General features: G+C 44.1%; 18 protein-coding genes. 9 read left to right on the plus strand and 9 right to left on the minus strand.

What is annotated here, in order from left to right:
• Positions 1-22 precede the first annotated feature (22 nt).
• The 3 genes from paaA to porG form a co-directional block, all read right to left on the minus strand.
• Positions 23-970: a 1,2-phenylacetyl-CoA epoxidase subunit PaaA gene (gene paaA / locus FTD44_RS04980; protein WP_222165445.1), complete on the minus strand. Its 948-nt coding sequence runs from the start codon at positions 968-970 to the stop codon at positions 23-25.
• Between the two features lie 66 nt (positions 971-1,036).
• Positions 1,037-3,160: a DUF6311 domain-containing protein gene (locus tag FTD44_RS04985; protein WP_222165446.1), complete on the minus strand. Its 2,124-nt coding sequence runs from the start codon at positions 3,158-3,160 to the stop codon at positions 1,037-1,039.
• A gap of 75 nt (positions 3,161-3,235) precedes the next feature.
• The gene (gene porG, locus FTD44_RS04990; RefSeq protein WP_222165447.1) at positions 3,236-4,108 is read right to left on the minus strand and encodes a type IX secretion system protein PorG; all 873 of its coding nucleotides are present in this window, start codon (positions 4,106-4,108) and stop codon (positions 3,236-3,238) included.
• A 375-nt stretch (positions 4,109-4,483) separates the two neighbouring features.
• On the opposite strand from porG, the gene FTD44_RS04995 reads away from it, so the two are divergent.
• From FTD44_RS04995 to FTD44_RS05015, 5 genes are all read left to right on the plus strand, one after another.
• On the plus strand, positions 4,484-4,921 hold the full coding sequence (locus tag FTD44_RS04995) for a septal ring lytic transglycosylase RlpA family protein (protein ID WP_246625350.1): 438 nt from the start codon (positions 4,484-4,486) through the stop codon (positions 4,919-4,921).
• A 183-nt stretch (positions 4,922-5,104) separates the two neighbouring features.
• Positions 5,105-6,619, plus strand: a complete 1,515-nt coding sequence (gene sufB / locus FTD44_RS05000) for a Fe-S cluster assembly protein SufB (protein ID WP_222165449.1) — start codon at positions 5,105-5,107, stop codon at positions 6,617-6,619.
• A gap of 45 nt (positions 6,620-6,664) precedes the next feature.
• The gene (gene sufC, locus FTD44_RS05005; RefSeq protein ID WP_129019976.1) at positions 6,665-7,402 is read left to right on the plus strand and encodes a Fe-S cluster assembly ATPase SufC; all 738 of its coding nucleotides are present in this window, start codon (positions 6,665-6,667) and stop codon (positions 7,400-7,402) included.
• A 14-nt stretch (positions 7,403-7,416) separates the two neighbouring features.
• The gene (sufD, locus tag FTD44_RS05010) at positions 7,417-8,781 is read left to right on the plus strand and encodes a Fe-S cluster assembly protein SufD (RefSeq protein WP_222165450.1); all 1,365 of its coding nucleotides are present in this window, start codon (positions 7,417-7,419) and stop codon (positions 8,779-8,781) included.
• Between the two features lie 67 nt (positions 8,782-8,848).
• A complete protein-coding gene (locus FTD44_RS05015) occupies positions 8,849-9,214 on the plus strand; it encodes a ribosomal maturation YjgA family protein (RefSeq protein WP_222165451.1) in 366 nt (121 codons plus the stop codon).
• A 37-nt stretch (positions 9,215-9,251) separates the two neighbouring features.
• On the opposite strand, the gene FTD44_RS05020 is transcribed toward FTD44_RS05015, so the two are convergent.
• The 5 genes from FTD44_RS05020 to FTD44_RS05040 all read right to left on the minus strand — a co-directional run bounded on the left by FTD44_RS05020 (position 9,252) and on the right by FTD44_RS05040 (position 15,899).
• Positions 9,252-9,587 carry a 2Fe-2S iron-sulfur cluster-binding protein gene (locus tag FTD44_RS05020; RefSeq protein ID WP_202615979.1) on the minus strand — a complete coding sequence of 112 codons (336 nt, stop codon included), beginning with the start codon at positions 9,585-9,587 and terminating at the stop codon, positions 9,252-9,254.
• A gap of 30 nt (positions 9,588-9,617) precedes the next feature.
• Entirely contained in the window at positions 9,618-10,355 is a 738-nt protein-coding gene (locus FTD44_RS05025) for an MBL fold metallo-hydrolase (RefSeq protein ID WP_222165452.1), read from the minus strand.
• An 8-nt stretch (positions 10,356-10,363) separates the two neighbouring features.
• Positions 10,364-11,674, minus strand: coding sequence for a rod shape-determining protein RodA (gene rodA, locus FTD44_RS05030; protein WP_222165453.1), 1,311 nt, complete (start codon positions 11,672-11,674; stop codon positions 10,364-10,366).
• A gap of 43 nt (positions 11,675-11,717) precedes the next feature.
• Positions 11,718-13,736: a penicillin-binding protein 2 gene (mrdA, locus tag FTD44_RS05035; protein ID WP_222165454.1), complete on the minus strand. Its 2,019-nt coding sequence runs from the start codon at positions 13,734-13,736 to the stop codon at positions 11,718-11,720.
• 144 nt (positions 13,737-13,880) lie between these two features.
• Positions 13,881-15,899, minus strand: coding sequence for a T9SS type B sorting domain-containing protein (locus tag FTD44_RS05040; protein WP_222165455.1), 2,019 nt, complete (start codon positions 15,897-15,899; stop codon positions 13,881-13,883).
• Between the two features lie 137 nt (positions 15,900-16,036).
• Between FTD44_RS05040 and FTD44_RS05045 the strand changes: the two genes are divergently transcribed.
• The 4 genes from FTD44_RS05045 (at position 16,037) to FTD44_RS05060 (ending at position 20,016) form a co-directional block, all read left to right on the plus strand.
• A complete protein-coding gene (locus tag FTD44_RS05045; RefSeq protein ID WP_222165456.1) occupies positions 16,037-18,202 on the plus strand; it encodes a S46 family peptidase in 2,166 nt (721 codons plus the stop codon).
• 67 nt (positions 18,203-18,269) lie between these two features.
• A complete protein-coding gene (locus tag FTD44_RS05050; protein WP_129019984.1) occupies positions 18,270-18,755 on the plus strand; it encodes a hypothetical protein in 486 nt (161 codons plus the stop codon).
• 86 nt (positions 18,756-18,841) lie between these two features.
• Positions 18,842-19,609, plus strand: a complete 768-nt coding sequence (locus FTD44_RS05055) for a hypothetical protein (protein ID WP_222165457.1) — start codon at positions 18,842-18,844, stop codon at positions 19,607-19,609.
• Between the two features lie 5 nt (positions 19,610-19,614).
• The gene (locus tag FTD44_RS05060; protein ID WP_222165458.1) at positions 19,615-20,016 is read left to right on the plus strand and encodes an energy transducer TonB; all 402 of its coding nucleotides are present in this window, start codon (positions 19,615-19,617) and stop codon (positions 20,014-20,016) included.
• A 60-nt stretch (positions 20,017-20,076) separates the two neighbouring features.
• On the opposite strand, the gene FTD44_RS05065 is transcribed toward FTD44_RS05060, so the two are convergent.
• Positions 20,077-20,349: a hypothetical protein gene (locus FTD44_RS05065; RefSeq protein ID WP_222165459.1), complete on the minus strand. Its 273-nt coding sequence runs from the start codon at positions 20,347-20,349 to the stop codon at positions 20,077-20,079.
• Between the last annotated feature and the right edge of the window lie 86 nt (positions 20,350-20,435).

The raw sequence follows: 20,435 nt of genomic DNA on the forward strand, positions 1-20,435 counted from the left end.
ATAACTATAAAATATATTCTTCTTATGCGCTTATTGCAGCTTTTTTAGCATCGCGCTTTTCAGAATGGGCTGTTGCCGCATCGCGCACCCAGGCACCATTGTCCCAGGCATTTTTACGTGCAGCCAGGCGCTCTTTATTACAAGGGCCATTACCTTTTACTACATTCCAGAACTCATCCCAGTTGATGGTACCGAAATCATAGTGACCACGCTCTTCGTTCCATTTCAGGTCTTTATCCGGAATGGTCAGGCCCAGAATATTAGCCTGCTCTACCGTTACATCGATAAATTTCTGACGCAGATCATCATTGCTGAAGCGCTTGATCTTCCATTTCATACTCTGGATCGAGTTTGGACTTGCATCATCGTTAGGTCCGAACATCATAATAGCCGGCCACCAGAAGCGGTTCAACGCATCTTGTGCCATTTTTTTCTGTATAGCTGTACCATTGGCAAGGGTGAGCATAATCTCATAGCCCTGACGCTGGTGGAAACTTTCTTCTTTACATACACGAATCATTGCACGGCTGTAAGGACCGTATGAACAACGGCACAAAGGCACCTGATTCATAATAGCGGCACCATCTACCAGCCAGCCAATCGCTCCCATATCGGCCCAGGTAAGGGTCGGATAGTTGAAAATGGAGGAGTATTTAGCGGTACCATCATGCAATTGGTCCAGCATCTGATCACGGGATATACCCAGCGTCTCTGCTGCACTATATAAATACAAACCATGACCTGCCTCATCCTGCACCTTGGCCAGTAATACGGCTTTTCTTCTTAATGAAGGGGCACGAGTGATCCAGTTGCCTTCCGGCAGCATACCTACGATTTCACTGTGTGCATGCTGAGATATCTGACGCACCAGCGTTTTACGATATTGCTCCGGCATCCAGTCTTTCGGCTCGATTCTTAATTCGTTGTCTATTTTTTGCTGAAACAGCGATTCTTGTTGTTCGTTTGTCATAAAACCTTAGTTAGATGATCTGTTATAACACAGACTACAAAGATACTTATTTTTACCTAATATTACTTAACGATTAGCATAATAGGTCTCATAGAGATCAAAGGTCATCTGTCTGGCCAGTTGCAAACTGTCATTAAATACAAATACATTTACCCCACGGCTTAGGTGCTGCATCTCTGATCCGTTTACAATAAGATATGGCGCTTGTTCTATGCCAGAGGTCGCCCTCAGTTTAATGGGCACATTGGCTACGGTATATTTCATGTCCAAAGTACTGCCTTTGGCCAACTTTTGCTCTTGAAGCATTTTGCCATGTGACCATACTGCGGCATAGGCCTCCCAGTCTTGTATATTACCTAGTAGCGGACTAAACCTGCTTAACTCTGCTCTCATATAGGGCTTCAGCGACCGCGAGGCCTCATCTGCAGAGAGGATTACTATTGTATGGGCCTTATGCTCTTCGAGGAATGCTGCAAGGCTTATAGCCTGTATACTATCCCGAGGTATTCCCAACCGGTCTGAAACGTTATCGATATGCTGATTATCAACAGAATAAAGAATTCTATAATCACCCAATCTCCGCATCTTTATCGCATGCCGGGCCTGTAAATCAATAAAGTATGGCACTTTCTCTTTTGTAGTAATCAAAATACTTCCCTTTGCAAGGCTCCATTGACCGGACTCATGTATCTGTGATAGTGTATCTACCATGTTCTGCCGCGCAGGCGCATCCGGCCGGGGAAGATGGCCCGCTGTGATTGGGATCTGCAACGGTGCCAGTATGCTGGTCAGATACTGTGCATCATCAGGGGTAACCAGATCTCTTTGAAATACAGGATACGTATATACCACTTTAGCTTCTTTGGCAAGCGTTGCCAGCAGCGTCCATTCCTTACTTACGGTATAGTTATCCTGAATAATGCCACGCTGTATCGCTTTTGCCATATCTGCAATCTGGATCAGCAGGATACATAAAAGCAAACCCGCAGACCACTTTCGCTGCAGCTTCAGTTTATGACCATAGTATACAAAAGGAATAATGAGTAAAATATAATAGGGCAACCATATATACCTGCCGGAAGACCTGAATATCGATAGCATATTGTTTAACCGGGGATACCGCTCAAGATGAAAATTGAGCAATTCCAGCTTATTAAATGTAATATTGAATGCATAGGCATATATTAATGCCGCAAATAATACAATGAACAAAGGCCAATGCTGTTGCATGGTGCGCAATAGTGCTTTGCGGAACGTCTTTTGAAAAAGCAGGGTAACCCACAATATCAGTACGCCTAAACCCAGGTAAGCATAGCCTTCATATTGCCCTTCAAAAGCAGGTAAGTCCAGTGGCGCAAAATTGCTTTTCCCGATATTATTCCAAAATGTATTCAAATTACTATTATACACACCCAGTCCGCCGGCACTGCTGCTTCCCATGGCCAGGCTGAATACTCCTGACAGGAAGGCTCCCAGCCATATGCTCACTATACTTACCAATGGAAAAACAAACAGGGTAATCCATTTTTCGTTCTTTCTGATACGCTGCAAGCCATCTGCAAATGCTACAAGTAAGGGGAAAAGGATTAGGTAAGGATGCGTCAGTATGGCAGCGAAACTAAGTATGCTATAGTTCCTCAAAGCTCTGGCCTGACTTAACCCCACAGAAAAATAGGTAGCTAATGCGGCCAGAATGAGCCAGTGGGCGCATAAAGCCAGGTGAGCAAACCGGTCCAGAAACGGAGCCGCGAGCAAAATCACAACTACTGCTGTGAAGCGCCAGTACCCAACCGGCAATTGAAGTGCTGCCAGCAAGCGGTCTGCAAACCAGGCCTGCAAAAGATAACAGGTAAAAAGGAACAGACCCAGATATTGAAAGTGTTCCGGGAGCCATCGATTGAACAGTTTAAGGGGCATTCCGATAAGCGGAACGATATTAGTATTCCCTACGCCAGTCACCTGCGGATAACCATACCCATTAAATACACCTAAAGCACCCTGCCCCAAGGGGCTATAGCGATAGTATTGCCAGGTACAGATATCCGGCAACATATCTGAACCCCTACCATAAAGCCAGGCATCATGCGACGGCAATAATATCGCTAACCCAAACTTCAGGTGAAATACGAGAATAACGATCAGACCAATAAGAATGTAGTATAACCATCTATAGCTTGCAGGTTGCTTCATATCATTTCTTTCCCAGGATAAATGAAAAAAAGAGAAACGACTGTTTCTCTTTTTTTACACAATATTTTTTAAAATTTATCTGCCACGGCCAAATACTCTCGGACATCTGGATTGTAAATATCTTTTTGCATTACCGAAGGCATCGAAGTATACGGCGGCAGTAATTCCTGCAGTCCAGTACCAGTCATTGCCTTTAAAGTCTCCGCGCTGGAATCTGTAGTTAGGATAGTTACCATCCCAACCGGCAGCTGTATTACCTCTGTAGCTCATTTCAACTGCTTTAGATCCTTTGTATTTATTTAAAGTATCCAGGTTGATATAACTACGGCTTACATCATCAATATAATCTGTAGAAGTATATCTCAGACCAACCTCTGCACCCAGCATGATGGTCTTACCGATAAAGAACTTAACACCACCACCAATCGGGAATGCCGCATTGATCAATGGATAAGCCTTACGATCGGGATATTGCGCCAATCCCTGGCCTTCTGTGCTTAGGTCTCTTAAATTATGTTTTTCGCCTTTGCTGTCATAAGCAAAAGGATTGCTGTAAAATGCACCAACACCGGCAAATACGTAAGGGCTGATCTTCAGACGATCAACGTCTACCGCCAGGAAGTTTACTTCAATAGCACCGTAGACCTCGCCTACATTATTACTGAAGCTCAGGTTTCTTCTTTCGTATGTTTTGTTCAGCGATAAACTGTCTGCGGCCGTAAGTCTGATGTAATTGGCACCGAAACGAAAACCTACCCTGGGAGAAACAAAGTATTTGTACAGGAGACCAACTGAAGGTTGCATCATTTTATTATTATCCGGAATGACATTGGGCTGTAAATCTCCGTAAAACGAGCTAACGCCAGCGGTCAAACCGATCTCATGGTGCTTTTGTGCAAATGCCAGAACCGGTAAGGCGACGAGTGCGGAAAGTATAATTTTTTTCATCAGAATTATTTTCTCGATTATTCAATGCAAGTGTGGTGTTACCACAGCTTTAACAATCCAAGTTACAAATATAATTTTTAGAATTGAAAAACAAAACTATTCGGCAAAATAAATCCGGCCTGCCTTTAGCTTATATATAATAGTGCACTGGATAACCCGGCAAGAGACAAACCACCCTCAATTCACACGATTTTTCGCCTGAATAATCTTAACAGCCTGTTATTCAGCATTAAATATAAACAAATCAAATAATCATAATTAATTAACAATCAATAATTTGAATATATTTTTAATTTTTTTTAACTAAAACAAGGCATTTTTTAAGGAATAGCGTCTTACCTTTGCCCCGAACCAAATGTTTATGTGTACATGATTTTGAGGAAATTAATTTGTTCGCTACTCGCCATTATATCGATCAGTGTCATTACTTCTGACCTGAAAGCGCAAGGTAACGGAGCAAAGGAGAAAACAGGAAAAGCAAGCTATTATCATCCGAAGTTTACAGGTCGTAAGACTGCAACCGGAGAAATATTCAGTAATAATAAATATACTGCTGCCTGCAATCAATATCCTTTAGGTACATACCTGAAAGTAACCAATACAAAGAACGGACGAATAGTGTACGTAAAAGTTAATGACCGAATCGGACATCCGCAACGTATAATCGACTTAACACACAGAGCAGCGGCTGACCTGAACTATGTAAATAGCGGACTGGCCAATGTAACCATCGAGGCGGTAAGCCCCGACGAAGGAAAAAGAAGAATTTTCGCACAAACTACAGGTGATATGGTTGACGACAACACATTGTAATCACACTGTAAAAAATTATCTAAAAACTGCTTTTGTAATAAAGCAGTTTTTTTATTTATATATGAAAAGGATACTTTTATAACTATTTCTTAGATTATAAGCATTCTTCAATGTATCTTTGCAGTTCAACTTTTAAAACAAAAAACACCCTCTGGAAGGGGATTTGTGAAAATCAGATTTGTGATGGAAAATAATACAGATACGGAATTTCTGGAATCGCTGGCGGATAAGGAATATGAGCATGGATTTGTGACGAACATTGAGATGGACATTTTGCCTCCGGGCCTTAACGAAGATACCATCCGCTTTATTTCTGCAAAGAAAAACGAGCCGCAATGGATGCTGGAATGGCGCCTGAAGGCTTATAACGCTTTCCTGAAAATGGAGTTACCAACCTGGCAGAACTTTAAAATGCCGGAAATGAATTTTCAGGGTATTTCTTACTACGCTGCTCCCAAGAATACACCCAAATATAACAGCCTGGACGAGGTAGATCCGGAACTGCTGGCTACTTTCGAGAAGCTGGGCATCCCGCTGAACGAGCGTAAAAAACTCTTAGGCGTAAAAGACGATGTCGCTGATGTAATTACTGACGAGGACGGAAACGTTTCTGAAAGACCATTAGTGGCTATAGATGCGGTTTTTGATTCTGTATCGGTTGCAACTACTTATAAAGAAGAACTGAAAAAACACGGTATCATCTTCTGCTCTATTTCTGAAGCTATTCAGGATCATCCTGAGCTGGTTAAGGAATATATCGGATCGGTTGTACCGCAGACAGATAATATTTTTGCGGCGCTGAACTCTGCCGTATTCTCAGACGGATCATTTGTATACATTCCTAAAGGTGTTCGTTGCCCGATGGAACTGTCTACTTATTTCCGTATCAATGCTGAAAATACCGGTCAGTTTGAGCGTACCCTGATTATTGCCGACGAGGGCGCTTATGTGAGCTACCTGGAAGGCTGTACTGCTCCTCAGCGTGATGAGCATCAGTTGCATGCCGCTATCGTAGAGATCGTTGCGCATAAAGATGCTGAAGTAAAATACAGTACAGTGCAAAACTGGTACCCTGGCGATAAAGATGGCCTGGGTGGTGTATACAACTTCGTAACCAAAAGAGGAATCTGTAAAGGAGCCAATTCTATCATCTCCTGGACACAGGTAGAAACGGGTAGTGCTATTACCTGGAAATACCCTAGCGTAATCCTGCAAGGTGATAACAGTTATGGTGAATTCTATAGTGTAGCGGTGGCTAAAGGCAAGCAGATTGCCGATACCGGTACCAAAATGATCCATATCGGTAAGAATACCCGCAGCCGCATTATCTCCAAAGGTATCTCTGCCGGTAACGGTCAGAACTCATACCGTGGACTGGTAAGCATCGGTGCTAAGGCTGATAATGCACGTAACTTTACCCAGTGTGATTCCATGCTGATCGGTGACCGTTGCGGTGCACATACTTTCCCGTATATCGATGCCAAAAACCCTACTGCAACCCTGGAGCATGAAGCAACGACTTCTAAAATCGGTGAAGATCAGATCTTCTATCTGAATGCAAGAGGTATCGATACCGAAAAAGCGGTAGAGATGATTGTAAACGGTTTTGCAAAAGAAGTACTGAACAAATTACCGATGGAGTTTGCCGTAGAAGCACAGAAACTGCTGGCGGTATCGCTGGAAGGTAGTGTGGGTTAATCCTGGTTTTATCATTCAATTCAACATATAAAAAATACATATAAAGTGTTATCTATAAAAAATTTACACGCTCGTGTAGAAGATAAAGAGATCTTAAAAGGACTTAATTTAGAAGTAAAAGCAGGCGAGGTGCATGCGATCATGGGACCAAATGGTGCCGGAAAGAGCAGCCTGGCTTCGGTACTGGCTGGTAGAGAAAACTACGAAGTAACCGAAGGTTCTGTAACCCTGGATGGTAAAGACATCCTGGAAATGGCTCCTGAAGAGCGCGCAAGAGAAGGTGTCTTCCTGGCGTTCCAATACCCTATCGAGATCCCTGGTGTATCTAATATCAACTTCCTGAAAACAGCTTTGAACGAAATCCGCACACATCGTGGCCTTGACCCGATGACTGCAAAGGAATTTCTGCAAAAAAGCAAGGAAAAGCAAGCCCTGGTTGAGTTTGACGCTAAACTGGTAAACCGTTCCCTGAATGAAGGTTTCTCTGGTGGTGAGAAAAAACGTAACGAGATCTTCCAACTGGCTATGCTGGAACCAAAACTGGCTATCCTGGATGAAACGGATTCTGGCCTGGATATCGATGCGCTGCGTATTGTAAGCCGTGGCGTAAATAAACTGCGCAGCGAGAACAATGCGTTTATCCTCATCACGCACTATCAGCGCTTACTGGACTATATCGTTCCGGATTATGTGCATGTATTGAGCGATGGTAAGATCGTAAAAACTGGTGGTAAAGAGTTAGCCCTGGAACTGGAAGAGAAAGGCTACGATTGGTTGAAGTAATAACACAAACAAAAATGACTACAAAACAACTGGAATCTCCTTTATACGAAAGTTTACAGGCTCAGTTCGAGATCGTGTCCCTGCAGGATCAGCATGAAGCGACCAAAGCATACCGTGCTCAGGCCATGGAAACATTCCGTGCATTAGGATTCCCTTCTATAAAAAATGAAGAATGGCGCTTTGCCAATGTATTGCCGCTGGTAAAAACAACTTATGAAGTAAGTGCTGATAAAAACGCACAGATCTCTGAGGATGCTTTAGCTCAGGCCAAAGCATTGATTGCTGCGCATAAAGAAGATATTTTACCTAAGCTGAAGGGCGAGGAAAAAGGTGCTTACCGTCTGGTAACCATCAATGGCGTGTTCTCTAAAGAACTGTCTTTCCTGCCGGATAATGCTGGTATCACAATCAGTACGATTGGTGAGGCGGTAGATCATCCGGGCTACCAGGAGTATTTTGGTAAGATCGTTACCCTGGAAAACAATGCATTTGCAAGTCTGAACTCTGCAATGTTTACGGACGGTTTGTTTATCGAACTGAAAGCAAATACAGTACTGGATATGCCTATTCACATCATTAAGGTGAAACTGGCTTCCGGTAACGCTTTGTTCCAGCCACGCAACCTGTTTATCGTGCGCAAAAACGCGCAGATGGATGTAATCGAGACCTATATCTCTGATGCGGATAACGAAGCTGCTATCCTGATCAACGGCGTGAGTGAAATCGCACTGGAAGAGAATGCACACTTCTTCCATTATGATATCCAGAAGGGTTGCAAAAACATTCGTAAAATACAGCGTAATGAAGCGGTGCAGCAAAAGCACAGCAATTACAGCAACTATACATTTACTTTCCCGGGCAGCAGTTTTACCCGTAACAACCTGACCATTCATCTGAATGATGAGGCTATAGAAAGTCACTTATACGGTCTGTACCTGACTGCCGGTGAGCAACTGGTAGACAACCATACTGAAGTACACCATAAGAAACCAAACGGCGAGAGCAATCAGCTGTACAAAGGTATTATTATGGATAAGAGTAAAGCAGTATTCAACGGGAAGATCTATGTGTATGAAGATGCACAGAAAACAAATGCTTTCCAGCAAAGTAATAATGTACTGTTCGGCGAACAGGCTATGGTACATGCCAAACCTCAGCTGGAGATCTTTGCTGATGATGTGAAGTGTAGCCACGGTACAACTATTGGTCAGCTGAACAAGGAAGCGATCTTCTACCTGAAAAGCCGTGGTATCGGTGAAGAGCAGGCCAAACAACTGATGGTGAAAGCCTTTGCCTTTGACGTGGCTGAAAAGATCAAAATCCCGGCGCTGAGAAGCTATGTGGAGGAGATGATTACAGAAGAAATGAAAGGACACTAGTTCTTTATCAACATAAATACAGAAAGGACAGCTTAACCGTTGTCCTTTCTGCGTTTTAATACGCAATATGAAACCTAAACACTACCTGCTGGCTGCACTATTTACCATTATCCTGGGCCTGGGCCTCAGAAAGGTATCACTCGCACCCTTATGGATCGGAGACAGCCTATATGCGGTTATGATCTATTTCGGAGCCAGGGCTATATTTTATCACAGACCGGCATCTGCAGCCGCCATTATAGCACTATGTTGGTGTTATGCTGTGGAGTTCCTGCAACTGGTGCAACAACCCTGGTTACACCATATCAGGCAGACGCTGCCCGGCAGACTGATACTGGGTCAGGGATTTCTCTGGAGTGATCTCGTAGCTTATGCTGCAGGCATTGTGTTAGTTTACCTGATTGATCAGTTTATATTAAAAAGAAAGGGATGATTGTAATAATCATCCCTTCTGCATAAATTTCGTTCTATTAACCTTCCTGCGGGTCATGAATTTTAAACTTCAATCCCTGCATGTCCGGGCTCAGCCTCAGCTGGCAAGCCAGGCGGAAGTTATCTTCCAGATCCGGCAAGGTATCCAGCATGGCGTATTCATCATCGCTCATCTCCGGCAAAGTATCCAATCCTTCAGACACTTCTACACAGCAGGTCGCACATAAAGCCATACCGCCACAAGTTGCCAGAACCGGGTATTCACTGGCCTTCAGCATTTCCATCAGGCTCAATCCCATATCCGTAGGGCATTCCAGGGTATCTACAGAACCATCATGGTTCTCGACATATACCTGAATCATATTATCTTCCATAAAAAATATACTGATTTTCTGAAGGCAAAATTACAGCTTTACCGTCGGTAATTTTACATCGTGATAAAATAAAAATTGCCAGCCTTCTGTCTTTCCCTGCTCTGCCCAGCGTTCTCTCAGCTCCATGGCCAGCTTGCCATTATAGTCATACTTAGCTACATATTTGATTTTCATCTGGCGGGCCTGAGGTGCCTCATCGCCTCCGAAAAATATCTTGCCTTCTGCGGTATCGACCCAATAGACAATATGTTCCGGACTATGTCCGCCACTGTGTTCGTAATGAATATAGCCATCGATTGTGCCTTTACTTTCTTCCAGCCATACCACACGATCACTGCTCTTGAGTGCATCCAGGTCTTCTGTAAAGTAAGATGGCGCGCCCTTTTCGTAGGCAAATGTCATCTCTGGAAAGTATACATAAATCTTCGCCTGTGCAAAAGCCGGCTCTTCCAGGATTACCGGCAGGCCGCCTGCATGATCTTTATGCAGATGGCTCATCAGTACTTTGGTTACATCTTCCGGGTGAATATTATGTTGCGCCAGGTTAGCGATCAATTGCGCTACCCCATCTGCATTATGAAAACCCAGTCCGGCATCGCAGATAATTACATCACGGTCATTAACGATCAGGAATGGCTGCACTTCTACCAGTATAGACCCTATAGAACGGTCATTCAGTTCATCTTTGGTTTCATCAAAAGGCAGGAATGTCTTATCTCTCCCAACCGTAAAAGTGCCTTCTGACAAAGGAAATATTTGTGTTTGCATAAAATGGTTTATCTGATCAGAATATGTCTGTCCGCATCCAGTCTCAGCATAATGAAGATAAGGACAGAGAACGACAGGAGGGAGGTACCTCCATAGCTTAACATAGGTAAGGTAATCCCGATTACGGGTGCAAGACCCATAGTCATAGAAAGGTTGATCGCAAAGTGGAAGAACAGGATAGAGGCCACACAGTAACAGTATACCCTGCTGAATACCGACCGTTGCCGCTCGGCGAGCACTACAATCCGTAACAATAAGGTCAGGTACAGCAATACCAGCATCATACTGCCTATAAAGCCGAACTGCTCTCCGATACCGCAGAATACGAAGTCGGTATGCTGCTCCGGCACGAAGGAGTATTTTGTCTGCGTACCATTCATAATACCCTTACCCGCCAAGCCACCGGAACCGATGGCAATTTTGGATTGGCGTACATTATAATCCGCATCCTTCTTAGCGGCTTCTCCGGGCTTTTGAAACTCCAGCGGTACATCCTGCCCCAGCATAGAGTAAATACGCTCTACCTGGTAGCCTTTAAATACGTTTTTGAAGATATAGGGAACGATCAGTTGTGAGAACGTAACCGCGATCAGCCAGCCGCCTACTATAAATATTATTACAATCCTTTGTTTCTTGATTTGTCTCCACAGCAACCATACACAAAGCAAAGCTATTACGGTAATGCCAATGAACAAAGGCAGGCGCTCTATCAGCAGAGAAGAGAGGAATAAACCTACACCGCTAATCCCCACGATCAGTATACTGTTAGGCAATCCTTCACGGTACATAGGCAGAAAGAAGGCGAAATACACCAGTGCCAGACCCGTTTCGTTCTGCAGGATGATCAGCACACAGGGTATCATGACAATCGCAGTTGCAATCAGGCGGTCTTTAAGGGTGTTGAATTTAGTATCCTGAGCAGACAGGAACCTTGCCAGGGCCAGGGCTGTAAATATCTTACAGGCCTCTCCCGGCTGGAAGGTAAAAGAGCCGAATTTGATAAAACTATGCGATCCCTTTACCTCTCCCCCGATCACAAAGGTGATCAATAGGAGGAAGATTCCGAAAACATAGGATAAATTGGATAATGAATAAAAGACCTTGCTGTCTGTAAATAAGATAATGAATCCGATAAAACAGGAAATACACAGCCACATCAGCTGCTTCATATGACTTTTCTCCATATTGAAAAACGGCTCAGAGAAACTTGTGTACTCTGAGGTGTAAACAGCCATTATCCCTACAGTGATGAGGGATAAAACCAGTAATAATGTAGGCCAGTCTATACGGGCAAGAACAGGTTTACGATGTGTAGGCATGAACAGCAGGTGTGTTTAGCAGAATTAAGTACGGTATATATAGTTATTTTTTCAGGCGGTAGAATCGCTCCAGCATAGTATTTACCAGCAGGGTATCTCCGCGCTTCATCATAGCAGCCTGGCTTTCTTTATCAGCCATCTTCATTTCCCATCTCAGCCTATCTTTAATGCGCTGCAGAGAGTCGATGGTATAGGTATATTTTTTGACCAGGTTGGCATTGAACATTTTTTCTTCAAGTGGCTTGCGCTTTACAGAATCTGTCAGGTATTTTTCCATCATCAGGCTGGCTACAGGACCGGCCCATGTGGCACCATAACCCGCATTCTGCACCACTACCGCAATCGCAATTTTAGGATTGTCTTTCGGAGCAAAGCATACGAATACCGAGTGGTTATCCAGCTTGGTCTTCTTACCGAAAAGCAAGGCATAGTTCTCTACCGTACCGGTTTTGGCCGATACAGCAATACCCGGCAGCTGGGCCACCTTACCCGTACCATTGGTTACCACCATTTCCATACCATCGATCACCGCCTGGTAATATTCTGTAGGGATATGTGTGGTCTGGTGTTTCTCCAGGTATTTTTTTAGTTTGGGATGTTTGGGATCGCCACCAATGCTTCTTACCAGGTGCGGTGTATAAAAGTAACCTTTATTGGCAATCATACACATTGCATTGGCCAGCTGTAAAGGTGTTACCGTAACCTCTCCCTGCCCCATACCGATAATAGACATATTACAGGAATTCCAGTTACCATTATAGGTTCTGTTGAAATAGTTGGTATCCGGGATATTGCCACCACCTTCTGAACTGATATCTACGCCCAGCGGTTTACCGAAGCCAAAATGCTCCATATACTCGTACCAGGCAGATAATCCTTTATGTACTCCACCGAATTTGGGCAGGTCTACAATTTTACGAAATACATCACAGAAGTAGGCATTACAGGAGTTGGCCAAGGCTACTTTCAGATTGGCCGCATGTCCATGTCCACTGTGCGTACACCCTACTCTCTTACCACAGGCATAATAGCCCCCAAAACAAGGGTAACCAAATGCGGGTGTAATGGCGCCTACATCCAGTCCCACAAGCCCGGTAATCGGTTTAAAGGTCGATCCAGGAGGATAAAAAGCCTGGGTAGCATAGTTCAGTAAAGGTTTGGTCGCCATTTTATTCAGTTCACCAAAGTGCTTTCCTTTTTCTGCACCAGTAAGCAGGTTAGGGTCAAAGCTCGGGGCTGAGACCATGGCCAGTATACCCCCGGTTCGGGGATCAATAGCGATTGCACTTCCGATCTTACCGGACATCAGTTTTTCACCATATGCCTGCAACTCTGCATCTACATATAATTCAAGCTCTTTACCGCCAATAGCAGCCGTATCCATATCCCCATTTTTATAGGCATCTCTGGGACGGTTCATTACATCACGTACGAGATATTGCACCCCACGGGTACCTCTCAGTTCCTCTTCATATACATTTTCCAGTCCGCTCATCCCTACATAATCGCCCTGGCGGTAACTGGAGAAGCGCGAGTTTTCCAGCATCGCAGGTGTTACCTCACTCAGGTAGCCCAGCATCAGTGCTCCTGCAGATTCAGGATAGGAACGCATACTGCGCTCTACAAGCTCAAATCCGGGGAACAGGTACATATTCTCCTGCAGTCTGGCATTCAGTTCTTTTGAAAGCTCTCCTTTATAAACACCCGGTTTTTGCTTGCCGTTTTTGACCAGCACTTTGTTCAGCTCTTTTATAAAGTCTGCCGGGGTGATGCCCATAATACCGCAAAACGTTACTGTATCCATATCTTTTGTGATACGGCTGGGTGTCACGACGAGGTCGAACGTCACATTATTATACAGCATGGGTTTCCCGTTGCGATCCACAATACTGCCACGGGCAGGATAGATCACTTTACGGAAAATGGCCTGATCATCGGCCAGTATCTTATATTTATCGTCCCATACCTGCAGATTGAACAAGCGGAAAATCAACACCACAGCCATTGCGGCAAATAAAAGGCGTACAATCCAGGCTCTGGGATTATTACTGAAATTGAACATGTATAAACGGAATAAATCGGAATTAGCACAAATATAAAAAAGACAGTAATGCCAAAGCATTTTTTGCACAATATTTATCAAAAACAAGCGATCCGGCACCAAAAAGGAGCCGGATCGCTTGTTTTTATTTGTATTTCAGGTTTCTTAGCGGATCAGGGTAACATTGCCTGATTTGCGGAAACGCTGGTTGGTATCTTTACAATATGCATCAATTTCCCAAACATAAACACCCATGGTACATTCGATGCCTTGCAGATCGCGACCGGTCCATTTTACATTAGGGTTAGTTGTGCTGAATACTTCTCTGCCCCAACGATCATATATTTTGAAATAGTTGATCTGCGTCAGCTGCAGGTTCAGTAATCCGAAGTTTTCATTTTTAGGAACGAATGCATTTGGCAGGCGGATATCTTCACAAGGTACTCCTACTTTAACCGAATCAATGGCAGTACAACCGCTTGGTGCAGTTACGGTTAAGTAATAGGTCATATTCTGCGCAGGTCTTACTCTTGATACTGGTTGGTTGGTTACAGATTCAAAGAATACATCCGGAGTCCATTTGTATGTGTAAGTAGGTCTTACTGTTGTTTGCGGGCCACCCAGCTGTGTAATAGAACCATCAGTGATTACGCGGTCTTCACCGGCATCAGAACGGATATTATCCACTTTAACATTGAACGTTTCTTTTACGATACAATTAGGAGCATAGTTGATCGCTACAGTATATACAGTTGAATAATCAGGCCATACTTTTACGAAACGGCCGGCCAGGGTATCAATATTGTAATTAGGGCTCCAGGCAAATGAATCGGTACCGAAAGTCAGTACGTGCATATTGATGGTATCACCACTACAGATAAGAGTATCCTGAACAGTCAGGTTATAAGACGGGTGATCGATTACCGTAATCGGTTTACAGAAATGGCGTTCTGTAGCCAGGCCCTGGTCAACGGTCAGGAATACAGAGTATGTACCGGTAGCATTGTATTTTACCGGATCCGGAATACGCTTGTTTGATCCTGAGATAGAAGCATTAGAGCAGTTATCATATTTTACGCGGGTCAGGGTATTATCAGAACTTACTACGTGCATATATACACCGTTCTCATCTCTTACTGCATTAGATAATGCTGTAGGTAACAGAATCTCCGGCATAGTCATCACACTGGATCCCGGAACTGCGGCAATAGATGCAGGCCAGTATAAGGTTACCCACTCACCGTTATTTTTATTGGTCACATAACCATAGTAGTCGTTACAGTTTTTTACTACTGCGATACCACTTGGTACATCCAGGTCTCCGCTCAGGGAGCCCATATCTACTGCAAATGGTACGTTCAGGTAAGAGTTACCGAATGTTACATGTGCCAGTCTGCTGGAGTTTTCGTTGGTTACGATGAAGTGGTGGTTACCCAATTCAGTAACCGCTGCAATTCCGCTAGGACCGTCAAAGGCATTGCTGATATTACCAAAGCTTGTCGTGTTCTGGATTACATCAATATTGCTGCTCAGATCCAGGCGCGTCAGCTGGTTATTATTATTAAATGTAAATACGCGGATAGAATCATTTTCTACCACGGTAAACAGTTCTCTTGGTTGATTTAAAGTCGCGGTTACATTGTATGCGAAGAAACCGGTCGGTGCATAGTTCAGGCCATCGTTAAAGTCCAGGCGAACAAAACGGGCATTACCTATTGCTGATGAGCCGATTACAAATACGTGCCAGCCACCTGCGTCTTTAACCACAGAAATCCCGGTAGGATTATCCGGAACGCGGTCCTGGTAATGTCCGAAATCGGTAACGATCGGTGGCAGTTCTATACCATCCTCATACTGATAACGGAAAACCTTACCGTCCTGACTGCCGGTGAAGCTATAGTAAAAAGTATCTACTTTAAGTGTTGTCAGACAAGTGTTTGTATTAAGCTGATAGTTGCCTGTACCCACATTGGTGGCATTTACCGTACCCCCCAGCAAAGGCGGACAGAAAGACCAGTTATATGTCTGCGCATTATTTACCAATATATTCGGGGTAAACTCAGACCCTAAACAAATAGTATCATGCGTAAAAGAAAACAATGGTGTTTCCAATTGTGCCTCTGCCTTAGGCAGACAGCAACCCAAACCCAGGATAGTTAACAATAACTGTAGTTTTCTATTCATATCAATTCTTAAGAAAAAGCCATGGTGAACGGCACACGGAGGCGCCGGAAAAATTCAAAATTTTGGCTAATGTAATAATAATATCGCACATTTTCATAAAATATTGCTAATTTTATTTTTCATTATTCTGACAATTTATGCGTAACAGACTTTTACCGCTTACCCTCCTTTCTACTTTATTATTTTCCTCCAATACCCATACCAGCTTTGCCAAAGAAGGCATGTGGCGACCAGCCGACCTGAAAAAGCAGGAGGCTGAAATGAAAAAAGCCGGATTACAGATTCCGGTGACCCAGCTATACAATGATGGCAAACCTGCCCTTAACGATGCTGTGGTTATTTTCGGCGGGGGCTGTACCGGCGAGGTCGTATCCTCACAGGGGCTCATCTTTACCAACCACCACTGTGGTTATGGCGCAGTACAGGGCGTAAGCTCTAATGAGAAGAACTACCTGATCAATGGTTTCTGGGCCAAAAGCAATGCTGAAGAGATTCCCTGCCCCGGCTTATCCGTAACATTTATCAAAAAAATAGAAGAAGTAACCAAAAGTGTACTGAGCGGTATTACGGAAGAAACTTCTGAAGATGAACGCAATAAAATCATTGCGAGTAACATCAAATTTCTGGAAGCCGGCTATAAAAGAGCGCTGGGCTTTACAGCCGAGGTAAAACCTTTTTACAACGGCAATGAATACTGGGTTACCGTACTGGAAAAATATGATGATGTGCGCCTGGTGGGCTTCCCGCCAAACGGCATCGGTAAGTTCGGTGGCGATACCGACAACTGGATGTGGCCACGCCAGACCGGCGATTTCGGCATCTTCCGTGTGTATGCAGGTGCAGATAATAAACCGGCTGCCTATAGTCCGAACAATAAGCCCTACAAGGCCAGCCAATACTTCGCCGTAAACACTTCCGGAGTGAAAGAAGGTGACTATACTATGGTGTATGGTTTCCCTTATGTAACCCGTGAATACCTGAGCAGCGCACAATTAGCGCAGACTCAGGATGTTATTGACCCTATTCGTATTGCAGCACGCAAAATAAAACTGGGTGTATGGGATGAGGCGATGAGACAGGATCCCAAAACATTCCTGAAATATGCGTCCAAACAGTCTTCTATCAGCAATGGTTATAAGAAATGGCAGGGCGAGATCCGTGGCCTGGAACTGAATGACGTGAAGAGCAAAAAACTGGCTTATGAAACCCGCCTGATGGAGCGTAGCGGTGAGGATACCGGTATTAATAGTCCGAAAAACACCCTTAGCCAGATCACTGCTGCAGTGGAACATAACAACCCATATCTGAGGGCGTATGAAAGCACCAATGAAACCGTAATGGGCATTGAGATTGTGAGCCAGGCAGTGTACCTGCAGCGTGTGCTGAATATTCACCGTCAGCATATTACCGGCCAGGCACTAACCGATACGCTGTCTAAAGTTAAGCGTGGTCTGAGTAGTTTTTATAAGAACTACGACCCGGTACTGGACAAAACATTATTCGAAAACCTGATGCCATTTTACTACATGCAACCAGGTGTTGCGGTAGCACCTAAAATCAAAGCCCTGTATGCTGAAAACGGAAGCGATTTTGGCAAATGGAGCGGTAATGTATTCGGACAGAGTGCTTTAGCCTTACCACAACTGGCTATGCACTATTTCGACAGCCCTAAGGCAAGCGATACTATCGATATCAAAAACGACCCTGTCTATAAAATCTATGCGGCGGTAACAGAATGGCAGGACAAGCAAGTGAAACCTGAAATGACAGCTTTCAGCAAGCGTATGGATTACCTGAACCGTGTGTATATGCAACAGCAATTGCAATACATGGGCAAGGATCGTAATTTCTATCCTGATGCAAACCAAACATTAAGACTTACCTACGGTCATGTGCAGGGCATTACACCGCAAGGATCTTCCCTGTATTCATACAAAAGTACTCTGGAAGATGTTATCGCGAAGCACAATCCGGATATCGAGGAATTCAACGTTCCGGTAAAACTGCGCGACCTGTATATGAGTAAGGATTATGGTCGCTGGAATGTAGACGGTACTGTTCCGGTTACCTTTATTGCCAGCAATCACACCAGTGGCGGTAACTCCGGCAGCCCGGTACTGAATGCCAAAGGACAGCTGATCGGTATCAACTTTGACCGTGTATGGGATGGTACGATGAGCGATCTGTATTACGATCCTAATCTGTGCCGCAATATCGCAGTAGATATCCGTTATGTATTATTCATTATTGAAAAATACGGAAATGCTTCCTGGCTCTTTAAAGAAATGAATTTAGTGAAGTAAGTTTTGTAACTTTATAGAACAGTATGAGATATATACTGTTCTTTTTTTTAACCCAAAAATCTGAACTATGCATGCTACAATCATTGCCGTATATGACCAGCAAGACAAGGCGGTTGCTACGGTAGAAACACTTAAAGAAAGCGGTTTCGGAAAAAAACACATGACCCTGTTGGGTAAGGTTGATGCAGATGATGCATTGCAATCAAAAATGAGCACTACAGCCGCAGCATCTGTTGGTGCAGGTGCCATTATTGGCCCGGTGGTAGGTGCTTTAGCAGGCATTGGTATTATTGCTATTCCAGGTCTCGGATTCATCTACGGTGCAGGTGCACTGGCCGGTGCTATTATGGGATTTGATTTTGGTATTATTGGTGGCGGTATCATCGCTAACCTGCTGCTGGACGGGGAGAAAAGTGAAATTGCTGATATGTATGAAAAAGAACTGCAGGAAGGTAAGACCTTACTGATCTTCCGTGACTCGCAGGAGGCTGGTGAAAAAGCCATGGAAATAATCAAACAAAAAGGCGGATATAATGATGTAACGATGCATTAATATCTTATTCTGCTTTGTATAATAGGGCAGCATATTAATATGCTGCCCTATTCTTTTTAAATGCATATTATGTAGTATATTGAAGTATGAAATATCACTTAAGTATATCTGAACCCTGTACTGCACCCTGGGACAGCATGACGCCCTGCCAGCAGGGACGCTATTGCGGTCAGTGCCAGAAGACGGTGATTGACTTCAGTGATATGAGTGATGCGGCTATTGCACGTGTGGTATCGCAGCAGCAAAATATCTGCGGTCGGTTTATGACAGACCAGCTGGACAGACCTTTATTAAGCACGCACCAAACGGCCCGGCTCAAGTGGTTACCAAAAGTCTTTTCGATCCTGCTCGCCCCATTCCTGCCGGTTTCTGCCATAGCACAGCAACTGCCCACTACCGTGCAGCACACATCAGAGACAAGCGGCATTAAAAAAGTACGTATATCCGGAACGATATGGGACAGCCTGAGTAATACACCCATGGTGGGTATGCTCATCAGCACAGACAAACTAGGCGTTAAATACAGCGATGCACAGGGTGCTTTTCATTTTGTTGTACCAGAGCATTTATGGCATCAGGAGATTCTCTTTACGGCAGTATATACCCAAAACTCCACTCCTGATGCTGAACAGACTACCATTCTACCCGTAAAGCTTAGCGTCAATGGTACAGATACCGCAATAACACTGGAACGATACCCCTCCGATCAATTAGACCCCGTAACAATATATGGCATAAAGCTTGATGTAAAGACTTACATCGCAGGAGGGATAGGGGTAGTTGTACAAAGAAAAACAACTATCTGGCAACGTATACGCTATAGCATCAGCAAGCATTTCAAACGACATCAATAATTTTCATGAGAACTATTTTAAGCTGCCTCGTCCTGTTGTTTGGATTCAGTATGGTCGGCTCTGCCCAGAGCTCATCAGCGATAGCATTGCATAAGGGTATTAAAGTTATGCCTGAATTTCCAGGAGGAACAGCTGCATTGCAGAAATATCTGGGAAATGAGATTCGCTACCCTGCTTACGCACGGGAAGCAGAAATAGAGGGCAAGCTCATTATTGCCTTTGTAGTTACCAGACAAGGTACAGTAACCAATGCCAGGATCATAAAAGGAAAAGAGTTAGGACATGGCCTGCCGGAAGAAGCCCTTCGGGTAATCAAAAAAATGCCGGTATGGCGACCCGCATTGAATACCAAGAACAAACCGGCACCATTTCTGTATTTCCAGGAAGTTACATTCCGTTTACAATAAAAAAACAGGTATCAGATGAGTGTGTCATTGATACCTGTTTTTCATAATGTTGAAGATCAACTATCGCCCCTTTGGCGCTGATCCGTTTTTGTCGCGTGATTTACGATCTGCCTTGTCTTTGGGTGTATCCGCAGATGTAGCAGGTGCAGGTGGTGCAGGTGGCGCCTGTACATCAATTGTAGCCGCTCCCGCAGGTGGCGGTGTTGGTGCGGTCACCGTATCGACTCTTGGCGGTTCCTGAGACTGGTTTTCGTTTTGGTTGTTTTCCTGAGCCATTGCGGTACCTAAGCCCGCGATACAAAATACGGCTGCTGACAAAATTACTTTTTTCATAATCCTTAAATTTGTCTGTTCCACTAAAAATACAGCCATAAAAAACAGAACAGACTTGTTTTTGTTGTGATACAATCGTTTTGTTT

Origin of the sequence: Edaphocola aurantiacus (genome assembly GCF_019797745.1) — a bacterium.
GTDB classification, from domain to species: domain Bacteria; phylum Bacteroidota; class Bacteroidia; order Chitinophagales; family Chitinophagaceae; genus Edaphocola; species Edaphocola aurantiacus.

Bases quoted from the DNA above. Each gene is read 5' to 3' on its own strand.
- paaA (WP_222165445.1), bottom strand. From the start codon at position 970: ATGACAAACGAACAACAAGAATCGCTGTTTCAGCAAAAAATAGACAAC.
- FTD44_RS04985 (WP_222165446.1), bottom strand. From the start codon at position 3,160: ATGAAGCAACCTGCAAGCTATAGATGGTTATACTACATTCTTATTGGT.
- porG (WP_222165447.1), bottom strand. From the start codon at position 4,108: ATGAAAAAAATTATACTTTCCGCACTCGTCGCCTTACCGGTTCTGGCA.
- sufB (WP_222165449.1), top strand. From the start codon at position 5,105: ATGGAAAATAATACAGATACGGAATTTCTGGAATCGCTGGCGGATAAG.
- sufD (WP_222165450.1), top strand. From the start codon at position 7,417: ATGACTACAAAACAACTGGAATCTCCTTTATACGAAAGTTTACAGGCT.
- FTD44_RS05015 (WP_222165451.1), top strand. From the start codon at position 8,849: ATGAAACCTAAACACTACCTGCTGGCTGCACTATTTACCATTATCCTG.
- FTD44_RS05020 (WP_202615979.1), bottom strand. From the start codon at position 9,587: ATGGAAGATAATATGATTCAGGTATATGTCGAGAACCATGATGGTTCT.
- FTD44_RS05025 (WP_222165452.1), bottom strand. From the start codon at position 10,355: ATGCAAACACAAATATTTCCTTTGTCAGAAGGCACTTTTACGGTTGGG.
- rodA (WP_222165453.1), bottom strand. From the start codon at position 11,674: ATGCCTACACATCGTAAACCTGTTCTTGCCCGTATAGACTGGCCTACA.
- mrdA (WP_222165454.1), bottom strand. From the start codon at position 13,736: ATGTTCAATTTCAGTAATAATCCCAGAGCCTGGATTGTACGCCTTTTA.
- FTD44_RS05040 (WP_222165455.1), bottom strand. From the start codon at position 15,899: ATGAATAGAAAACTACAGTTATTGTTAACTATCCTGGGTTTGGGTTGC.
- FTD44_RS05045 (WP_222165456.1), top strand. From the start codon at position 16,037: ATGCGTAACAGACTTTTACCGCTTACCCTCCTTTCTACTTTATTATTT.
- FTD44_RS05050 (WP_129019984.1), top strand. From the start codon at position 18,270: ATGCATGCTACAATCATTGCCGTATATGACCAGCAAGACAAGGCGGTT.
- FTD44_RS05055 (WP_222165457.1), top strand. From the start codon at position 18,842: ATGAAATATCACTTAAGTATATCTGAACCCTGTACTGCACCCTGGGAC.
- FTD44_RS05060 (WP_222165458.1), top strand. From the start codon at position 19,615: ATGAGAACTATTTTAAGCTGCCTCGTCCTGTTGTTTGGATTCAGTATG.
- FTD44_RS05065 (WP_222165459.1), bottom strand. From the start codon at position 20,349: ATGAAAAAAGTAATTTTGTCAGCAGCCGTATTTTGTATCGCGGGCTTA.